Below are 17,462 nucleotides of genomic sequence, written 5' to 3' on the forward strand. Positions count from 1 at the left end.
GCGCGTGCGCGAGGAGTGCCGCAACGCTTCCCGGGCGGGCGGAACTTGACGGCGCGGGACCCCTGCGGGACCGGAGTGTCGGTCCCGGCCCGTATCCTCATTGACCATGCTCGAAGACCGCACGACCGCAGCGCCGTCCGCCACGGCGTGGCCGACCGCCTATCCGCAGGGGTACGCGGTCGTCGACGTGGAGACCACCGGCCTGGCCCGCGACGACCGCATCATCTCGGCGGCCGTCTACCGGCTCGACGCCCGCGGCGAGGTCGAGGACCACTGGTACACCCTGGTCAACCCGCAGCGCGATCCGGGACCGGTGTGGATACACGGCCTGACGAACGACGTGCTCCGGGACGCACCGCTCTTCCCGGACGTCGCCGAGGAGTTCGCGGCCCGGCTGGACGGGCGGGTCCTCGTCGCGCACAACGCGGTCTTCGACTGGCAGATGATCGCCCGGGAGTACGCGCGCGCACGGCGCGAGGCACCGGTGCGGCAGCGGCTGTGCACCATCGCCCTGTCCAAGGCGCTGGACCTGCCGCTGCCCAACCACAAGCTGGAGTCGCTGGCCGCGCACTTCGGCGTCGTACAGCAGCGGGCGCACCACGCGCTGGACGACGCGCGGGTGCTGGCGGAGGCGTTCCGGCCGAGCCTGCTGGCCGCGGCTGCGGGCGACGTACGGCTGCCGCTGCACGAGTGCCGGCCGCTGACCGAGTGGTCGGACCGGCCCGCGCCGCGGATCGGGCAGCAGGCGGGCTACGGGAGCTACCGTGCGACCGGTTGGCGCCCCGCCCGCAAAAGGCCCGCATGCCCCCATCCCAACCCTGGCCGGTACGTAGAGGGCAAAAGGCTCAAGCAGGGCATGCGGGTCGCCTTCTCGGGTGACACTTCCGTCGAGCGGGACCTGCTGGAGGACCGCGCCGTCGAGGCGGGGCTGCACGTCGCCACCAGCCTGTCCCGGCTGACCAGCCTGCTGGTCACCAACGACCCGGACTCGGGCACCTCCAAGGTGGTCAAGGCCCGGCAGTTCGGCACGCCGGTGGTGGACGAGGCGGCGTTCGGGCAGCTGCTCGCGGACGTCGAGCCCGCGGACGCCGGCTCCTGAGGCGGGCGGCCCGCGGAGCCGTACGGACGGGTGATTCCGGGCGACTCGCCCGGTGCACGCCCGCCCGCGTCCGCGGCCACGGCCCACCCTGTGGCGCATGGCGACATGTGAAGTCTGCGGGAACAACTATGGAATGACCTTCGAGGTCCACGCCCAGGGAGCGGTGCACGTCTTCGACTGCTTCTCCTGCGCGATCCACCGGATGGCCCCCATCTGCGAGCACTGCCGGGTGCAGATCATCGGTCAGGGCGTCGAGGTCGAGGGCCACTGGTTCTGCGGCGCCCACTGCGCCCGCGCGGAGGGGAGGGCGGGGATCGTCGACAAGGTCTGAGCCCGGCCGCCCGGCACGAGCCCGTACCCGCCGCGTCGCGCCCCACGACCGAGTTGTACCGTCGTGGGGTGTACCGCTTCCTGTTGTCCCGCCAGTGGGTGATCCTCACGCTGGTCGCCGTGCTGCTGATCCCCACGATGATCCGGCTGGGCTTCTGGCAGCTGCACCGCTACGAGGAACGCACCGCCCGCAACGACCTGGTCGCGCGCGCGCTCGAAGCGTCCCCGGTGCCCGTGGGGTCGCTGACCGCGCCCGGCCGGAAGATCACCACGCGGGAGCGGTACCGCACGGTCACCGCCGAGGGCCGCTTCGACACGGACCGCGAGGTCGTCGTGCGCCGCCGCACCGACTCCGACGACAACATCGGCTATCACGTGCTCACCCCCTTCGTGCTGGCCGACGGCAAGGTCATGCTGGTCAACCGGGGCTGGATCCCCGCGGACGGCCCGAGCCAGACCCGGTTCCCGAAGATCCCCGCACCGCCCCGCGGGGAGATCACCGTCACCGGGCGGCTGATGCCCGACGAGACGACCGAGGCGAGCGGCATCAAGGACCTGGAGGGCCTGCCGGACCGGCAGGTCATGCTCATCAACAGCGCGCAGCAGGCCGAGCGCCTGGACGCCCGGGTGCTCGGCGGTTACGTGGTCCTGAAGGAGCCGGAGCCCAAGGGCGGCTCTCCGGAGCCGATCGGCAAGCCCGGCAACGAGAACGCCGCGCTCAACTTCGCGTACGCGATCCAGTGGTGGCTGTTCGCCGCGGCCGTGCCGGTCGGCTGGTGGTTCCTGGTCCGCCGCGAACGGCGGGAGCGCGAGGACGCCGAGTCGGCCGGGGGCACCGAGCCGGCCGAGGCGGAACCCGCGACGGTGTGACGCCCGCCGGGGAGCGCTCGGGGCGGACCCGATTGCTCCGGCTCCGGCCGGGAAGGGGTCAACCCGTGCACCCCCACATCGAGGACTACGCGCTCATCGGCGACCAGCAGACCGCGGCCCTGGTCTCCGCGGACGGCTCCGTGGACTGGCTCTGCCTGCCCCGCTTCGACTCGGCCGCCTGCTTCGCCAAGCTGCTCGGCGACGAGGACAACGGCCACTGGCGCATCGCCCCCAAGGGCGCCGGACGCTGCACCCGGCGCGCCTACCGGCCGGACACCCTGGTCCTGGACACCGAGTGGGAGACCGAGGACGGGTCGGTCCGCGTCACCGACCTGATGCCGCAGCGCGACCGCGCCCCCGACCTCGTACGCATCGTGGAGGGCCTGAGCGGCGAGGTGACCGTGCACAGCGCGCTCCGGCTGCGCTTCGACTACGGCTCGATCGTCCCGTGGGTGCGCAGGTCCGACGGGCACCGGGTGGCTGTCGCCGGGCCGGACTCGGCGTGGCTGCGCAGCGAGCCCGAGGTCCGCAGCTGGGGCGAGGACTTCGGGACGCACGCGGAGTTCACGGTCGCCGCGGGCGAGAAGGTCGCGTTCGTGCTGACCTGGCACCCCTCGCACGAACCCCGGCCCCCGCTGATAGACCCGTACATGTCGCTGGAGCACAGCGTCGAGGACTGGCGGGCGTGGGCGGCGCGCTGCCGCTACGACGGTCCGCACCGGGACACCGTCGTCCGCTCCCTGATCACGCTGAAGGCGCTCACCTACCAGCCCACCGGCGGCATCGTGGCCGCCCCCACCACCTCACTGCCCGAGGAGCCGGGCGGAGTGCGCAACTGGGACTACCGCTTCTGCTGGCTGCGCGACTCCACGCTCACCCTGGGCGCCCTGCTGTCGGCCGGATATCTGGAGGAGGCCGAGGCCTGGCGCGACTGGCTGCTGCGCGCCGTCGCGGGCGACCCGGCCGACCTGCAGATCATGTACGGCGTCGCGGGCGAGCGGCGGCTGCCCGAGTTCGAACTGCCGTGGCTGTCCGGCTTCGCCGGCTCCACGCCCGTGCGCATCGGCAACGACGCGGTGAACCAGCTCCAGCTGGACGTGTACGGCGAGGTCATGGACTCGCTGTCGCTGGCCCGGCTGGCGGGGATGCGTCCCCGGCCGCAGATGTGGGAGCTGCAGTGCGCCCTGATGGACTTCCTGGCCACGGCGTGGCGGGAGCCCGACGAGGGCTTGTGGGAGGTGCGCGGCGGCAGACGGCAGTTCGTGCACTCGAAGCTGATGACGTGGGTGGCCCTGGACCGGGCGGTGCGCACGCTGGAGGCCCACCCCGAGCTGGGCGGCGGCGACCTGGACGCCTGGCGTGCGCTGCGCGACGAGGTGCACCGCGAGGTGTGCGAGAAGGGCTACGACCCGGAGCGCAACACCTTCACCCAGTACTACGGCTCGCGGGAGCTGGACGCCTCGCTGCTGCTCATCCCGCGGGTGGGTTTCCTCCCGCCCGACGACCCGCGCGTCGTCGGCACGGTCGACGCGATCGGCGCCGAGCTGACCCGGGACGGCCTGGTGCGCCGTTACAGCACCGAGGGCCCCCAGGTCGACGGACTACCGGGCGGCGAGGGCACGTTCCTGGTGTGCTCGTTCTGGTACGCGGACGCGCTGCACGCGACCGGCCGGACGAAGGAGGCCCGGGAGCTGTTCGAGCGGCTGGTGGGGCTCGCCAACGACGTGGGGCTGCTGGCCGAGGAGTACGACCCGGTGGCCGGGCACCAGCTGGGCAACTTCCCGCAGGCCTTCAGCCACGTCGGCCTGGTGAACACGGCCCTCGCCCTGTTCGGGGACGAGGAGGCAGGATAGGGCCATGGATCTTGGACTGAAGGACCGGGTGTACGTCGTCACCGGAGCCACCCGGGGACTGGGCAACGCCGCCGCGCGCGAACTGGTCGCCGACGGGGCGAAGGTGGTCGTCACCGGGCGGGACGAGGCGAGTGTCGCGGAGGCGGCCTCGGCGCTGGGCCCGAACGCGGTCGGGGTGGCCGCCGACAACGCCGACCCGGAGGCCGCCGGACGGCTGATCGCGACCGCCCGTGAGCGCTTCGGCCGCTTCGACGGCGTACTGATCAGTGTGGGCGGGCCGCCGCCCGGGTTCGTCGCCGACAACACGGACGAGCAGTGGCAGGCGGCGTTCGAGTCGGTGTTCCTGGGCGCGGTGCGGCTGGCCAGGACCGCGGCGGCGGAGCTTGCGGACGGCGGGGTGATCGGCTTCGTGCTGTCGGGCTCGGTGCACGAGCCGATCCCGGGCCTGACCATCTCAAACGGGCTGCGTCCGGGCCTCGCGGGCTTCGCCAAGTCGCTCGCCGACGAGCTGGGCCCGCGCGGCATCCGCGTCGTCGGCCTGCTGCCGGGGCGCGTCGACACCGACCGGGTGCGGCAGCTGGACGGGCTGTCCGCCGACCCGGAGGCGACCAGGACGGCCGCCGAGTCCCGCATCCCGCTGCGCCGCTACGGCGCCCCGGAGGAGTTCGGCCGCGTGTCCGCCTTCCTGCTCTCCCCCGCGGCGTCGTACGTCACCGGCGTCATGATCCCGGTGGACGGCGGCGTGCGGCACGGGTTCTAGGGGGTGTCGTTCGGATCAGGCCGGCTCCGGGCGACGGTGGCCTGTTGCGCGACCCACGGCAAGATCCAAACGACACCCCTTAGGCCACCCGGGGCGGCTACCGGGCGTGGTCTCCGTCAGCTGACCCGCTCGGCCCCGTGTTTGACCCCTCGGAGCTGGACCTCCGCCGGCAGGGAGGTCAGGTTCGCCGAGTGACGGGCGTGGGTCAGGGCGCCGGTGGTGAGGTCGTGCAGGGCGGTGCCGGGGTCCACGTGCGGGGCGAGGAGCAGCCGGATGCGACTCGCCGGGGCGTCACGGCTGCCGGTGAGCCGCACGCCGGCCCGTTCCACCCCGTCCACGCGTTCCGCCTCACCGGCGAGGACACCCTCCAGCGCCCTGCCGCGCAGCGTGGCGCCCTCGCCGTCCCCGGTGTCGACGAGCACCTCGGTGAGCCTGCGTCGGCGTACCACCGCGACCAGCCACCACAGGGCGAGCAGCAGCAGGACGGCGAGCGCCGCGATGACCACCGGCCACCACCAGTCGGCGTCCCGCCACCGGGTCCGCTCGGCGTTGCTGAGCAGCACGTCGTGCGGCCCCTGGTGCACCCACCAGGAGGGCGCGGGGGCGTCGAAGCCGATGGCAAGCACCGCGCCGCCGACAGCGAGCAGGACGAGGCCCGCCAGTCCGGTCACCACCCGGTTCACGGTCCTGAGCACCGCGTTCACCCCTTCCGTCCGGGCCGCGTCACCCGCAGCGACACCGCGGGCGGCCGGGCCAGGCCGAGGCCGCGCACCGCGTCGTCGAGCGCGCCGCCCAGGTCGGCCCGTACGTCGTCCAGTTCCCGGAAGTGCGACAGCGCTCGCACGCGCGCCCTGCGGCGGCGCATCCGCACCCGCGCCGACTGCACCCCGGCGACCTCCATGGCCCGGTCCCGCAGCACCGTGGCGGCGGCGTCCCGGTGCAGTCCTGCACGCACGTCCGGATGCGTGCGCCGCATCGGCAGCACCCGGCGCAGTCCCGGCGTGAGGGCCAGCAACAGCAGCCAGAGTCCGAGGGCGGCGGCGACGCCCGCGCCGACCAGCACCCAGGTGTCGTCGACGGGCCGTTCGGCGAGTTCCCGGGCCAGGTCGCGGCGCCAGCCGAGCGCGGACCGGCCGGCGCGCACGGCGACGACGTCGTAGAGGAAGGCACCGGCGAGGAGCAGGAGCAGCAGCGCGACGATGCCTGCGGGGACGCGCCGTGCGGACCAGAAGCGGCCGGCCCGGCCGCCCTCGTACGGGTCCGCGCCACCGGTCTCGTGCTCGTGCGGGTCCGCGCCGCCGGGCTCGTGCTCGTGCGGTGCCGGCTCCGTGCCGCGCTCCACGACCGGCAGGCGCTGGGTGCTGCCCTCGCCGGTCCCGGCGCCCTGGGGCTCGGTCATCGCGTCCTCCCCTGCCTCGCGCCGTATTCCGCCGGCAGGTGCAGCCGCTCCACCTGGACGGCGACCTCGGGCACTGCCATCCCCACCAACGCACGTACCCGCTGGACGACTTGGTGACGCACCCGGCCGCAGCGGGCGCCGATGTCGCACGGGTAGTCGAGTTCGAGGTGGACCCGGACGTGGGCGTTGTCGTGGTGGACGACGACGGTGGCGTACGGGCGTGCGGCGTCCGGGTGGAGCGGGCCGAGGGCCTCGCGCGCCGCCCGGGCGGCGACCTTGGCGACGACGCGGTCGGCGATCCGCGTGGCACCGCGCTCGCCCGGCGCCACGCGGGCCAGAGGTTCGAGGAGCTCGCCGACCCCCTCGCTCACGCCGGTCACCGCCGCCGGTCGTCGCGGCTGCGGAAGAGGTCGCCGAGCTCCATGTCCCCCTCCAGGAGGCGCCCGGCGACGAACCCGACGGCCCCGAGGGCCGCCACCAGCAGGAAGGCACCGAACCCGCCGAAATACCCGGCGAAACCCAGCGCCATGCCGGCGATCATGCCGACCACGGCCATGCTCATGGTGCGCACTCCTCCATCACCGTTCGGTCCTGCCCGCCATCTGTCCGCCATCTCGGTGTCACTTGATCCGGGGCTCCGGTTCCTCGTCCTCCTCGTCGGGCAGCTTCACGTCGCTCACCGCGATGTTGACCTCGACGACCTCGAGGCCGGTCATCCGCTCCACCGCCGCCACCACGTTCTCCCGCACGTCCCGGGCCACGTCCGCGATCGACACGCCGTACTCGACGACGATCTCCAGGTCGAGGGCGGTCTGCTTCTCGCCGACCTCGGCCTTCACCCCGCGCGTCACCCCGGACTTGGTCCCGCCGGGCACCCGGTCGCGCACGGCGCCGAAGGTGCGCGACATACCGCTGCCCATGGCATGCACACCGGCGACGTCGCGTGCCGCCATTCCGGTGATCTTCTCCACGACGCCGTCGGCGATGGTGGTCCGTCCCCGGGTCCCCGGGTCTCCGCCTCCGCGCCGAACCGTCGGGGCCTTGACGGTCCCGGGGCTGTCGAACGTGTCCTGCCCGCTCCGGTGGCTCTCCATGTCGCTCATCGCCGTACGTCCCTTCCGGTCGTAGTCCTGTGTCCCACGTTAGGCGGGGTTGCGTGGCCGCGCGCCGTGGATGGGGCAGGGTGGAGGAATGACGACGGCGGACCGGTGGACCCGGGTGGTGCGGGAGCGGGTGGGACTCGGCAGGCTGCTGCCGCTGGGCGGCCCGGTGGACGGCGCGTGGATCGCCGAGCGCGCGGTACGGCACGTGCTGCTGGCCGCCGCCGGGGACGTGCCGGGCGTACGGCCGGGTGGCCTGCGGGTCGGTCCGGTGGACCCGGACGCCGGGCGGGAACCGGCCGTACCGCCTCCACCGGGGGCGCTGCCGCCCGGCGAGCTGCGGGTGACGGCCGACTTCGCGGCGTTCGCCGAGGGCGCGGCGGCGGCCCCGGAGCCGCTGCCGGCCACGGCCGCGCGGCTGCGTGCCGCGCTGACGGAGGCGGCGACCGCGCGGCTCGGTCTCGCGGTGGTGGACGTGGACCTGCGGGTGACCGACCTGCTCGGACCCGACGCCGCCACGGGTACGGCTGACGGCCGGGAACCGGACGCCGGGCCGGCGCGGGGGCCTGCCGGCGCCCCCGACGAGGGCCCGGCCGGGAGCGCCGGGGACACCGACGGTGACGGTGACGGCGGCGCGGACGGCGGTGGCGACGAGGGACGCGTCGCCGCGGCCGCGCTGGCGGTGCCGGGCGTGGTCCGGCTGACGGGCGTACTGGGCCGTTCGGTGCACGTGACCCGGTCGCCTCGGGAAGATGCCCTGCCGCGCCGCCACGTCCGGGTGGAGCTGGCGCTGGACGCGGAGCGCCGGGCCGACGAGGTGGCCCGGGAGGTCCGTGCGGCGGTGTCCGAGGCACTGCCGGACCGCCCGTCGGTGGCGGTGGTGGTGACCGCGGTGGGCTGAGGTGCCGTGGCCAGGAGGGAGCCGTGCCCCACCAGGGACCGCGACCCGCACGACGGCCACTTCCCGCGCACACCCCGCGAGGGCCCCGCGTCCCGCACGACAGCCACGCCTCCCGGGAGGAACCTGCACCCCCACAGGACCGTCACGCCCCCGCGAAGGACCCGCACCCCGCGAGGTGGCCGAGCCCCCGCGGAAGGGCCGGCTACTCCCCGAGTCCCGCGAGGTCGCGCAGCCGGCGTGCCTGGGCGGCCCGCTCCGCGGTGCGCTGGGCCTCGTAGTCACGCGTCCCGGCGCCCTGGAGCAGCGCCTTGGTCTCGACCACCGCGTCGCGCGGTGCGGCCAGGATCGCGGACACCAGGTCGCGCACCGTGCCGTCGAGCTGGTCCGCGGGCACGGCGAGGTTGGCCAGGCCGGTGCCGACGGCCTCCTCGGCCGTGACGAAGCGCCCGGTCGCGCAGATCTCCAGCGCGCGGGCGTAGCCGACGAGCGACACCAGGGGGTGCGTGCCCGTCAGGTCCGGCACCAGGCCCAGGCTGGTCTCGCGCATGGCGAACTGCACGTCGTCCGCGACGACACGCAGGTCACAGGCGAGGGCCAGCTGGAAGCCCGCTCCGATGGCGTGCCCCTGCACGGCCGCGACCGACACCAGGTCGCTGCGCCGCCACCAGGTGAACGCCTCCTGGTACTCGGCGATGGTCGCGTCCAGCTCGGCGTCGTCACCGCGCGCGAGGTCGATGAACGACGGCTCGCCGTCGAAGCCCTCGGGCGTGAACGCCTGCCGGTCGAGCCCGGCCGAGAAGGACTTGCCCTCGGCCCGCAGCACCACGGCCCGGACGGAGCCCGGCAGGCGCCGGCCGGCCTCGGTGAGCGCCCGCCACAGAGCGGGGCTCTGCGCGTTGCGCTTGGCCGGGTTGGTCAGCGTCACCGTGGCGATCGCGTCGTCGACGGTGAGCCGCACGCCGTCCTGGTCGAGTGCGGGACCGGGGTCGTGGGCGGGCGAAGCCATGGGGCGCCTCCGAAAGGTGCGGTCGTCGTCCCCGCCGCACGCCGGACGGTACGCCGCACGACGGCAGGGCTAAGTGACTGCACAGTAACCACCCGGACGGTCGGACGACCGGCCGGGTGGCCACCGTCACTCTCGAAAACGCCTTCGGAGTCGGGGGCCGCCCGGGATCTCAGGCCGATGTGGCCTTTTTGCCCCGGGTAGCCCCGCCACGCCCTCGGAGCGTGACACCCGACTCGCTGAGCATGCGGTGCACAAAGCCATACGAGCGGCCGGTTTCCTCGGCCAACGCCCGGATGCTCGCACCGGCGTCGTACTTCTTCTTCAGGTCTGCCGCGAGCTTGTCGCGCGCGGCGCCGGTAACCCGGCTGCCCTTCTTCAGAGTCTCGGCCACCCGTGCCTCCTCAAGGAAGTGCGCTCTGGTACTCCTCATGATCACCCCTCCAGGCGCTCATGGCCACCCATTCGGCAAGGTCGATGAGGCAAGGATGTGACGACAGGAGCGGGTCCCCACATGTGGAATCCCGGATTCCAGAGAGTCCGGTCCGCTCGGCCGAACGGGTTTTCCGGCGAAATTCCAGGTCAGAAAGGCGTCCCGGCCGGGCCCTCGGTGAAGGGGGACCCGGCCGCGAAATCGATGTAGGACACACCTCTTGATGAGGAGATCTCACACAGATGGTGGATCACGGATCGGCCGAATGATCCATCACCGGTGGATCATCCATTCGATCAAGCGGAGTCGACGACCGGCCGGGGCTGCGCTCAGGCCAGGGCGACCAGGTCCGCGTAGTCGGCACCCCACAGGTCCTCGACACCGTCCGGGAGCAGGATGATCCGCTCCGGCTGGAGCGCCTCGACGGCGCCCTCGTCGTGGGTGACGAGGACGACGGCGCCCTTGTAGGTGCGCAGCGCGCCGAGGATCTCCTCGCGGCTGGCGGGGTCGAGGTTGTTCGTGGGCTCGTCGAGGAGCAGCACGTTCGCCGAGGAGACCACGAGGGTGGCCAGGGCGAGCCGCGTCTTCTCTCCGCCGGACAGGACTCCGGCGGGCTTGTCGACGTCGTCGCCGGAGAACAGGAACGAACCCAGCGTCTTGCGGACCTCGACCAGGTCCAGGTCGGGGTTGGCCGAGCGCATGTTCTCCAGGACGGTGCGCTCGGGATCGAGGGTCTCGTGCTCCTGCGCGTAGTAGCCGAGCTTGAGTCCGTGGCCCTCGATGACCTTGCCGGTGTCGGGCTTCTCGGCCCCGCCCAGCAGGCGGAGCAGAGTCGTCTTGCCGGCGCCGTTGAGGCCGAGGATGACGACGCGGGAGCCCTTGTCGATGGCCAGGTCGACGTCGGTGAAGATCTCCAGCGAGCCGTAGGACTTCGAGAGTCCCTCCGCCATGAGCGGGGTCTTGCCGCACGGTGAGGGCTCGGGGAAGCGCAGCTTGGCGACCTTGTCGGACTTCCGCTCGGCCTCCAGGCCGGCCAGCAGCTTGTCCGCGCGGCGGGCCATGTTCTGCGCGGCGACGGTCTTGGTGGCCTTCGCCCGCATCTTGTCGGCCTGCGAATGCAGCGCGGACGCCTTCTTCTCGGCGTTCTGCCGCTCGCGCTTGCGGCGCTTCTCGTCGGCCTCGCGCTGCTGCTGGTAGAGCTTCCAGCCCATGTTGTAGACGTCGATCTGGGAGCGGTTGGCGTCCAGGTAGAACACCTTGTTGACGACCGTCTCGACCAGGTCGACGTCGTGGGAGATCACGATGAAGCCGCCGCGGTAGGTCTTCAGGTAGTCGCGCAGCCAGACGATCGAGTCGGCGTCGAGGTGGTTGGTCGGCTCGTCGAGCAGCAGGGTGTCCGCGTCCGAGAAGAGGATGCGGGCCAGCTCGATGCGGCGGCGCTGGCCGCCGGAGAGCGTGTGCAGGGGCTGGCCGAGCACCCGGTCGGGCAGGTTGAGCGCGGCGGCGATGGTGGCGGCCTCGGCCTCGGCGGCGTACCCGCCCTTGGTGAGGAACTCCGTCTCCTGGCGCTCGTACTGCCGCAGGGCCTTGTCGCGGGTGGCGCCCTGGCCGTTGGCGATGCGCTGCTCGTTCTCCCGCATCTTGCGGATCAGGACGTCCAGGCCGCGGGCGGAGAGGATGCGGTCGCGGGCCAGCACGTCGAGGTCGCCGGTGCGCGGGTCCTGCGGGAGGTAGCCGACCTCGCCGGAGCGGGTGACGTTGCCCGCGGCGGGCTGGCCCTCGCCGGCGAGGACCTTGGTGAGGGTGGTCTTGCCGGCGCCGTTGCGGCCGACCAGGCCGATGCGGTCGCCCTTGGCGATGCGGAAGGTGGCGTTCTCGATGAGGACACGGGCACCGGCGCGCAGCTCGATGCCGGAAGCGGAGATCACGGTCAGACTCCTGGGCGGGTGGATTGGCGGGATGGGCGGCTGTGGAGGATCCCGCCGTCTAATGCACGAGGAGAATGGCCATGGGGGCCAGTCTAACGGGGCCGTGCAACCGCTTTTCCCCGCGCGGCTCCCGGACGCCGCGCGGGCGCCGGCAGGGCGTTGTCGGTGGCCGGTGCAAGACTGGGGCGAACGGGTCGAAGCGGCTTTCGGGCCGCGGGCTCGGCCCGTCAGGACGGACCACCGGCTCACAGGGAAGTGATCGGCATGGCAGGCGGCGAGAGCGGACGTCCGAGCATCTACCCGACACTCCGGTACGCGGACGCCAGGGCCGCGATCCGGCAGCTGACCGAGGCCTTCGGCTTCACCGAACGCGCGGTGTACGAGGGCGAGGACGGCTCGGTGGCCCACGCGGAGCTGGTCCAGGGCAACGGCGCGGTCATGCTGGGCTCGAAGGGCGGGGGCGGCCGCTTCGACGAGGCGATGGGGAGCGGCGGCGTGACGGGGGTGTACGTCGTGGTCGCGGACGTCGACGCCCATCACCGGCGGGCGGTGGAGCACGGCGCGGAGATCCTGATGCCCCCGACGGACCAGGGATACGGCTCGCGCGACTACATGGCCCGCGATCTGGAGGGCAACGTCTGGAGCTTCGGGACGTACGCGCCGGAGGTGGGCGGGTAGCCTCCGGCGCGTACGCCCGCCCGGCGGGCCGGGGCGCTCAGCTGCCCCCGGTGTGGACCTGGAAGGCCGCCCGGCGCACGGCCTTGGCCAGCGCGGGGTCCGGGTGCGCGGCGGCGAGGGCGACCAGGACCTGCACGGTGCGGGGGTGCCCGACGGCGCGGACCTCGTCGAGCAGGGCCGGGACGGTGGCCTGCACCGCCGACTCCAGGTGCCGCACCAGCAGCGGTGCCTCCCCGTGGTCGGCGACGGCCGCCGCGGTGTCGACCCACAGCCAGGTGGCCTCCGGGCGGGTGAGGACCTCGTGGGCGTCCTCGGGGTCGGCGCCGTCGTGCTCGGCCAGCCAGAGCAGGGCGTACGGCCTGAGCGTCGGCTCGTCGAGGACCGCGCGCACATCCGGCTCGGCGGGGGCGCCGACGACCCGCAGCGCGTCGAAGGCGAGGCCGCGCAGCAGGGCGTCCTCACCGCGGGCGGCGGCGAGCAGTTCGGCGACGGCGCTGCCGACGGGGCGGGCGGCCAGCCAGGCGCGGTACTCGGCGCGGGCGGCGTTGGGGCGGAGCCGTCCGCAGCCGCGGAGCATGCCCTCGGCCGACTGCTCGATGTTGCCCGCGGGGCTCTGCGCGGCGACGCAGATCTGCTCCAGCTTGACCCAGACCGCCCAGTTGCCGAGCGGGGTGAGCGTGGCCTGGCCGTCGCCGCAGGTGAGGGCGCCGACGGAGGCGAGGGCGTCCAGGGCCCAGTCGAGCAGCGGGGCGAGCGGCGTGTCGGCGGCGGGGCCCGGGACGGGCTCGGTGCCCGGTGTGCCGGGCTCCAGCCGGGGGCCGTAGGGCACCTCGCAGCGTTCGGTACGCAGTTCGGTGACGCGCTGCTCCAGCAGGTCCAGGAGCTGCGCGACGGGGACGGGCCCGGCGGACAGCTGGAGGAAGGAGAGCACCTGGGGCATCGCGGAGACGACCTCGGCCACCGCGGCGGGCTCCAGCCCGGCGGGTTCGGGGTGGGCGAGCGACCAGGCGTCGAAGAGGGCGACCCAGCCGCGCAGCACGGCGCTGTCGTCGCGGTTCCAGGCGCGCAGCCGCCAGCCGGGGCGGGCGGTGCCGCCGTGCACCTCGACCAGTCCGGCGAGGCGTGCGGTGTCCCAGTCGGCGCGGACCTCGGCCACGGTCAGGCCGAGTGCGCGCGCCGCCTGGCCGGCGGTCGCGTCGGACAGGGTGGCCTTGCCGTCGGCGGTCGCGCTGCCGCGCCCGGGGCCGAGGGCGGAGTCGGCCCAGCGGGCGACCCGGGCCGCGTCGGCGAGGCCGGAGCGCGCCATCGCGGCCAGCTCCGACCTGGCCGGTGTGCCTTCCGGGGGGCGCGGCGCGGGGCGGCGCGGACGACGCTGATTCATCGCTTGGGGGGCGGCGGCCAGGGGTCGTGGGCGGACGAGTCGAAGCCTGGAGTCGCGCGGGATACGGGACGTCACGGGTGCAGTCTTCCGGTTGACGGTCCGAAAACCCAAACGGAAGGCCCCGGCGGCCTCCTGGAAGGGCGGACGCGGTGTCCGGAAACGCCGTCCGGCACCGGACCGGGCCCGCGGTACGGCGCGGAACGGAACCGGAGCGCGTCGCGTCGCGGCGAGCGCGGGGCGGGGGGGGCGGCGGGCTCAGACCAGGGGGGTCATGAAGCGGCGGAAGGTCTCCTCGTAGTCCTCGGGGTCCGCGTTCCACATGGCGCCGTGCGGGGCGTCGCGGACCGTGTGGAGGGCGACGAGGCGCGAGTGGGTGTCGGCGAGACGCCGGGAGAGGTGCCAGGGGGCCACCGCGTCGCCGGGGCCGTGGTAGATCAGCGTGGGCACCGACGGGCGGTACAGCCCGGTCATGCCGGCGTCCTGGTCGCCGCGCAGCCCCGCGCGGCCCTGGGCGGCCCGGACGGCGAGCGGCAGGAGCGCGCCGGGGGTGCGGCGGGCCGTGGCCAGGGCGCGCAGCGTGGTCTCCCAGCTGAGGACCGGGGAGTCCAGGACGAGCCCCGCGATGCGCTCGCGCACGCCGGAGAGCGCGGCGGTGCGCAGGGCCATGGTGGCGCCGGTGGACCAGCCGAGGAGGACGACCTGGCGGGCGCCGTGGTCGACGGCGTAGCGGACCGCCGCGTCCACGTCGCGCCACTCGGTCTCGCCGAAGTGGTGCAGTCCGTCGGGCGAGGGCGGGGCGCCGACGTCGCCGCGGTAGGCGAGGGCGAGCACCGGGACCTCGCGGCGGTGCAGGGGGGCGATGAAGTTGAGGGCGTGCTCGCGGGTGGCGGCCAGGCCGTGCACGGCGATGACCCAGGTCGGCCGGGCTCCGGGCAGGAACCAGGCCGGGAGCGGGCCGAGTTCCCCCGGGACCTCGACGTCGGCGTACTCGAGGCCGAGGGCGGTGCCCGGGTTCCCGACGTACAGGTTGGGGGTGAACCACGCCCGGTCGCCGGCCTGGACGGTGCCGTGCGTGACGCGTTCGAGGCGGCGTACGACGGTGTCGGCGCCGTGCTCGACGGTGCCGAGGACGGGTCCGACGACCGCGTGGGAGCCGTCACCGGCGAGCCCGTACCGGCCGGGGCGCAGCGCGGCCAGATCCCGGGTGAGGGTGATCTGCCCGGCGGCGGTGCCGTGCACGGTGAGCCGGGGCTCGGTCGGCAGGGGCCGGCCGGGGGGCGCCTTGAGCGCGGCGTCGCTGGCGAGCCGGCCGACGGCGATGCTCGCCGCCGAGGTCGCCAGAGCTGCGGTGACGGCGGCTGCCGTTGCGGTGACAGTGCGCATGGGGCCAGTCTCCTGGTGGAGTCCGCGGGCGGCCAGTGGACGGGTGACGGGGAGTGACGGCGCCCTCGTGTCCCGTAGCCGGTACCCGCGAACCCGCCGGGCACGCCCCCCGCGCGTCAGCTCCGCTGCCCGTAGCCCCGCAGCCGCCGGGCCGCCTCCGCCAGCTCTGCCTCCGTCAGCAGGGACGGCGAGTGGCCGGGCACCGAGGAGGCGGTCAGCCAGAGGCGGCACATCCACTCGAGCTGGGCGGTGCGGTCGTAGGCCTGGTCGAGGGAGCTGCCGTAGGTGATCGTGCCGTGGTTGCGCAGCAGGCAGCCGGTGCGGTCGGTGAGGGCGTCGAGCATGCCGCGGGCGAGGGCGTCGGTGCCGTAGGCCGCGTACGGGGCGACCCGGACCGGCCCGCCGAGCGCCTCGGTCATGTAGTGCACCGGCGGGAGTTCCGGGACGAGAAGCGAGACCGCCGTCGCGTGCACGGCGTGGGTGTGGACGACGGCGCGGGCTTCGGGGGCGGCGCGGTGGACGGCCAGGTGCATGGGCAGTTCGCTGGTGGGGACCAGCGTGCCGAGCACCTGCCGTCCGTCCAGGTCGACGCCGGTCACGTCGTGCGGGGCGAGACGGTCGTAGGGCACACCCGAAGGGGTGACCAGGACCGTGTCGCCGACGCGGACCGAGACGTTGCCGGAGGTGCCGACCACCAGCCCGTCCGCCACCGTCCGCCGGGCCGTCGCGACGAGTGCCTCCCAGGCCGCCGCCACGGACGCCTCCACGGCCGGGCCGGGGTCCGCCTTCCCGCCCGGCCCTCCGGCCCGGTCCGCCCCCGCGGCCCGCGAATTCGTCACAGTCACCGTCTCCTGCCGGGCCGCCCGCGGCCCCTCGTGTCCCGTCGCCGAACGGCGTCGCGGTGATCCTGCCAGGCACGTCTCCGGAGAGCATCGGAGCGGGCACGCAGGGGGAGGTTCCGGCGCCGTTTCCGGTCACCGTCACGCCCTGTCCAGTTCATCTTCCGTTCACCCTGGTTACCTAGGTTCGTCGCGCCAACGACCTCGAACGATTGCCTGGGTAAATGGAAAGCTTCTCGCTGATCCTCGCGATTGTGGTGGTAACCGCACTCGCGTTCGATTTCACGAACGGTTTCCACGACACCGCGAACGCGATGGCGACGACCATTTCGACCGGTGCGCTCAAGCCCAAGGTGGCGGTGGCGATGTCCGCCGTCCTCAACCTTGTAGGCGCCTTCCTCTCGGTGGAGGTCGCCAACACGATCTCCAAGGGTCTCGTCGACGAGACCGGCATCCGTCCCGAGGTCATCTTCGCCGCACTGGTCGGCGCGATCCTCTGGAACCTGCTGACCTGGCTGGTCGGGCTCCCGTCCAGTTCCTCGCACGCCCTGATGGGCGGCCTGATCGGTGCCGCCGTGGCCTCGGCGGGCCTCGGTGCGGTCAACGGCGACGTGCTCGTCACCAAGGTGCTCCTGCCCGCGGTGGCCGCGCCGATCGTGGCCGGGGTGGCGGCGCTGCTCGCGTCCCGGATGACCTACTCGCTCGGCCGCAGGGCCGACGGCAAGGCGGCCGCCAAGGGCTACCGCGCCGGCCAGATCGCCTCCGCCGGTCTGGTCTCGCTGGCCCACGGCACCAACGACGCCCAGAAGACGATGGGCATCATCACCCTCGCCCTGATCGCCGGCGGCTCGCTCGCCCCCGACTCCGACCCGCCGGTGTGGGTCATCCTGGGCGCGGGCCTGGCCATCGCGCTCGGCACCTACCTGGGCGGCTGGCGCATCATCCGCACCATGGGCAAGGGCCTGACCGACCTCCAGCCGCAGCAGGGCTTCGCCGCCCAGACCAGCGCCGCGACGGTCATCCTGGCCTCCTCGCACCTCGGCTTCTCCCTGTCCACCACGCACTCGGTCTCCGGCGCGGTGATGGGCGCCGGTCTCGGCCGCAAGGGCGGCGTGGTCCGCTGGTCCACGGCCACCCGGATGTTCGTCGCCTGGGGTCTGACGCTGCCGGCCGCGGCCCTGGTCGCCGCGCTCGCCGAGTGGGTCTGCCGCCTCGGCGACTGGGGCACGGCCGTGGTCGCGGTGTTCCTGATGGCGGCCAGCTTCGCGATCTGGCGGATCTCCCGCCGCGAGGTCGTCGACCACACCAACGTCGTCGACACCGACCCCGCCGCCGGGACGCCCGGCCGGCCCGAGCCCGCCGGTGTGGTCACCACGGCGATGGCCGCCGTGTCCCCGCCTCCTGCGGGCGTGTCCGACCACCTGGCTGCCACCCTCCCGGCGCCGGTGACGACCGCCGACTCCAAGGCCCCGTCGGCCGCCACCCCCGTCTGAACCCGCGTCCCG

At 74.0% G+C, this 17,462-nt stretch carries 19 protein-coding genes; 8 read left to right on the forward strand and 11 right to left on the reverse strand.

Annotated features, from left to right (window positions below):
- Positions 1-106 precede the first annotated feature (106 nt).
- The 5 genes from EV562_RS32265 (at position 107) to EV562_RS32285 (ending at position 4,912) form a co-directional block, all read left to right on the forward strand.
- Complete coding sequence (locus tag EV562_RS32265) at positions 107-1,099, forward strand: DEDDh family exonuclease (protein WP_133890412.1); 993 nt, start codon at positions 107-109, stop codon at positions 1,097-1,099.
- Positions 1,100-1,196: 97 nt separating this feature from the next.
- A complete protein-coding gene (locus EV562_RS32270) occupies positions 1,197-1,430 on the forward strand; it encodes a hypothetical protein (protein WP_121746319.1) in 234 nt (77 codons plus the stop codon).
- 68 nt (positions 1,431-1,498) lie between these two features.
- Positions 1,499-2,299: an SURF1 family protein gene (locus tag EV562_RS32275; RefSeq protein ID WP_133890413.1), complete on the forward strand. Its 801-nt coding sequence runs from the start codon at positions 1,499-1,501 to the stop codon at positions 2,297-2,299.
- Between the two features lie 65 nt (positions 2,300-2,364).
- Positions 2,365-4,152, forward strand: a complete 1,788-nt coding sequence (locus EV562_RS32280) for a glycoside hydrolase family 15 protein (RefSeq protein WP_133890414.1) — start codon at positions 2,365-2,367, stop codon at positions 4,150-4,152.
- Positions 4,153-4,156: 4 nt separating this feature from the next.
- Positions 4,157-4,912 carry an SDR family oxidoreductase gene (locus tag EV562_RS32285; RefSeq protein ID WP_133890415.1) on the forward strand — a complete coding sequence of 252 codons (756 nt, stop codon included), beginning with the start codon at positions 4,157-4,159 and terminating at the stop codon, positions 4,910-4,912.
- Positions 4,913-5,028: 116 nt separating this feature from the next.
- On the opposite strand, the gene amaP is transcribed toward EV562_RS32285, so the two are convergent.
- From amaP to EV562_RS32310, 5 genes are read right to left on the reverse strand one after another with little or no spacing between them, the layout of a single operon-like run.
- Entirely contained in the window at positions 5,029-5,616 is a 588-nt protein-coding gene (amaP, locus tag EV562_RS32290) for an alkaline shock response membrane anchor protein AmaP (protein WP_133890416.1), read from the reverse strand.
- Complete coding sequence (locus EV562_RS32295) at positions 5,613-6,311, reverse strand: DUF6286 domain-containing protein (protein WP_133890417.1); 699 nt, start codon at positions 6,309-6,311, stop codon at positions 5,613-5,615. The genes amaP and EV562_RS32295 overlap by 4 nt, the downstream gene beginning before the upstream one ends.
- On the reverse strand, positions 6,308-6,691 hold the full coding sequence (locus tag EV562_RS32300) for a hypothetical protein (protein ID WP_133890418.1): 384 nt from the start codon (positions 6,689-6,691) through the stop codon (positions 6,308-6,310). The genes EV562_RS32295 and EV562_RS32300 overlap by 4 nt, the downstream gene beginning before the upstream one ends.
- Entirely contained in the window at positions 6,688-6,873 is a 186-nt protein-coding gene (locus tag EV562_RS32305) for a hypothetical protein (RefSeq protein ID WP_133890419.1), read from the reverse strand. The genes EV562_RS32300 and EV562_RS32305 overlap by 4 nt, the downstream gene beginning before the upstream one ends.
- Before the next feature lie 58 nt (positions 6,874-6,931).
- A complete protein-coding gene (locus EV562_RS32310; protein ID WP_133890420.1) occupies positions 6,932-7,414 on the reverse strand; it encodes an Asp23/Gls24 family envelope stress response protein in 483 nt (160 codons plus the stop codon).
- An 88-nt stretch (positions 7,415-7,502) separates the two neighbouring features.
- Here EV562_RS32310 and EV562_RS32315 point away from each other — a divergent pair, with 88 nt between their 5' ends.
- Positions 7,503-8,312, forward strand: coding sequence for a nucleopolyhedrovirus P10 family protein (locus EV562_RS32315; RefSeq protein WP_133890421.1), 810 nt, complete (start codon positions 7,503-7,505; stop codon positions 8,310-8,312).
- A gap of 202 nt (positions 8,313-8,514) precedes the next feature.
- Here the strand turns inward: EV562_RS32315 and EV562_RS32320 are convergent, their stop codons facing one another.
- From EV562_RS32320 to EV562_RS32330, 3 genes are all read right to left on the reverse strand, one after another.
- The gene (locus EV562_RS32320; RefSeq protein WP_133890422.1) at positions 8,515-9,318 is read right to left on the reverse strand and encodes an enoyl-CoA hydratase/isomerase family protein; all 804 of its coding nucleotides are present in this window, start codon (positions 9,316-9,318) and stop codon (positions 8,515-8,517) included.
- A 169-nt stretch (positions 9,319-9,487) separates the two neighbouring features.
- Positions 9,488-9,709, reverse strand: coding sequence for a helix-turn-helix domain-containing protein (locus EV562_RS32325; RefSeq protein ID WP_003976983.1), 222 nt, complete (start codon positions 9,707-9,709; stop codon positions 9,488-9,490).
- Between the two features lie 368 nt (positions 9,710-10,077).
- Positions 10,078-11,676 carry an ABC-F family ATP-binding cassette domain-containing protein gene (locus EV562_RS32330; RefSeq protein ID WP_133890423.1) on the reverse strand — a complete coding sequence of 533 codons (1,599 nt, stop codon included), beginning with the start codon at positions 11,674-11,676 and terminating at the stop codon, positions 10,078-10,080.
- A gap of 264 nt (positions 11,677-11,940) precedes the next feature.
- Between EV562_RS32330 and EV562_RS32335 the strand changes: the two genes are divergently transcribed.
- Positions 11,941-12,354 carry a VOC family protein gene (locus EV562_RS32335; RefSeq protein WP_133890424.1) on the forward strand — a complete coding sequence of 138 codons (414 nt, stop codon included), beginning with the start codon at positions 11,941-11,943 and terminating at the stop codon, positions 12,352-12,354.
- Positions 12,355-12,391: 37 nt separating this feature from the next.
- On the opposite strand, the gene EV562_RS32340 is transcribed toward EV562_RS32335, so the two are convergent.
- From EV562_RS32340 to EV562_RS32350, 3 genes are all read right to left on the reverse strand, one after another.
- A complete protein-coding gene (locus tag EV562_RS32340; protein ID WP_208298473.1) occupies positions 12,392-13,810 on the reverse strand; it encodes a hypothetical protein in 1,419 nt (472 codons plus the stop codon).
- Between the two features lie 180 nt (positions 13,811-13,990).
- Positions 13,991-15,118 carry an alpha/beta fold hydrolase gene (locus EV562_RS32345; RefSeq protein WP_133890426.1) on the reverse strand — a complete coding sequence of 376 codons (1,128 nt, stop codon included), beginning with the start codon at positions 15,116-15,118 and terminating at the stop codon, positions 13,991-13,993.
- A gap of 116 nt (positions 15,119-15,234) precedes the next feature.
- Positions 15,235-15,957, reverse strand: a complete 723-nt coding sequence (locus tag EV562_RS32350; protein ID WP_133890427.1) for a class II aldolase/adducin family protein — start codon at positions 15,955-15,957, stop codon at positions 15,235-15,237.
- A 224-nt stretch (positions 15,958-16,181) separates the two neighbouring features.
- On the opposite strand from EV562_RS32350, the gene EV562_RS32355 reads away from it, so the two are divergent.
- A complete protein-coding gene (locus EV562_RS32355) occupies positions 16,182-17,450 on the forward strand; it encodes an inorganic phosphate transporter (protein ID WP_133890428.1) in 1,269 nt (422 codons plus the stop codon).
- The last annotated feature ends 12 nt before the right edge of the window (positions 17,451-17,462 follow it).

Source organism: Streptomyces sp. BK208 (genome assembly GCF_004364245.1).
In the GTDB taxonomy this organism is placed as follows: domain Bacteria; phylum Actinomycetota; class Actinomycetes; order Streptomycetales; family Streptomycetaceae; genus Streptomyces.

Excerpts from the sequence above, each read along its gene's own strand:
- EV562_RS32305 (WP_133890419.1), bottom strand. The coding sequence starts at position 6,873 with ATGAGCATGGCCGTGGTCGGCATGATCGCCGGCATGGCGCTGGGTTTC.
- EV562_RS32270 (WP_121746319.1), top strand. The coding sequence starts at position 1,197 with ATGGCGACATGTGAAGTCTGCGGGAACAACTATGGAATGACCTTCGAG.
- EV562_RS32285 (WP_133890415.1), top strand. The coding sequence starts at position 4,157 with ATGGATCTTGGACTGAAGGACCGGGTGTACGTCGTCACCGGAGCCACC.
- EV562_RS32295 (WP_133890417.1), bottom strand. The coding sequence starts at position 6,311 with ATGACCGAGCCCCAGGGCGCCGGGACCGGCGAGGGCAGCACCCAGCGC.
- EV562_RS32310 (WP_133890420.1), bottom strand. The coding sequence starts at position 7,414 with ATGAGCGACATGGAGAGCCACCGGAGCGGGCAGGACACGTTCGACAGC.
- EV562_RS32315 (WP_133890421.1), top strand. The coding sequence starts at position 7,503 with ATGACGACGGCGGACCGGTGGACCCGGGTGGTGCGGGAGCGGGTGGGA.
- EV562_RS32320 (WP_133890422.1), bottom strand. The coding sequence starts at position 9,318 with ATGGCTTCGCCCGCCCACGACCCCGGTCCCGCACTCGACCAGGACGGC.
- EV562_RS32355 (WP_133890428.1), top strand. The coding sequence starts at position 16,182 with ATGGAAAGCTTCTCGCTGATCCTCGCGATTGTGGTGGTAACCGCACTC.
- EV562_RS32335 (WP_133890424.1), top strand. The coding sequence starts at position 11,941 with ATGGCAGGCGGCGAGAGCGGACGTCCGAGCATCTACCCGACACTCCGG.
- EV562_RS32265 (WP_133890412.1), top strand. The coding sequence starts at position 107 with ATGCTCGAAGACCGCACGACCGCAGCGCCGTCCGCCACGGCGTGGCCG.
- EV562_RS32345 (WP_133890426.1), bottom strand. The coding sequence starts at position 15,118 with ATGCGCACTGTCACCGCAACGGCAGCCGCCGTCACCGCAGCTCTGGCG.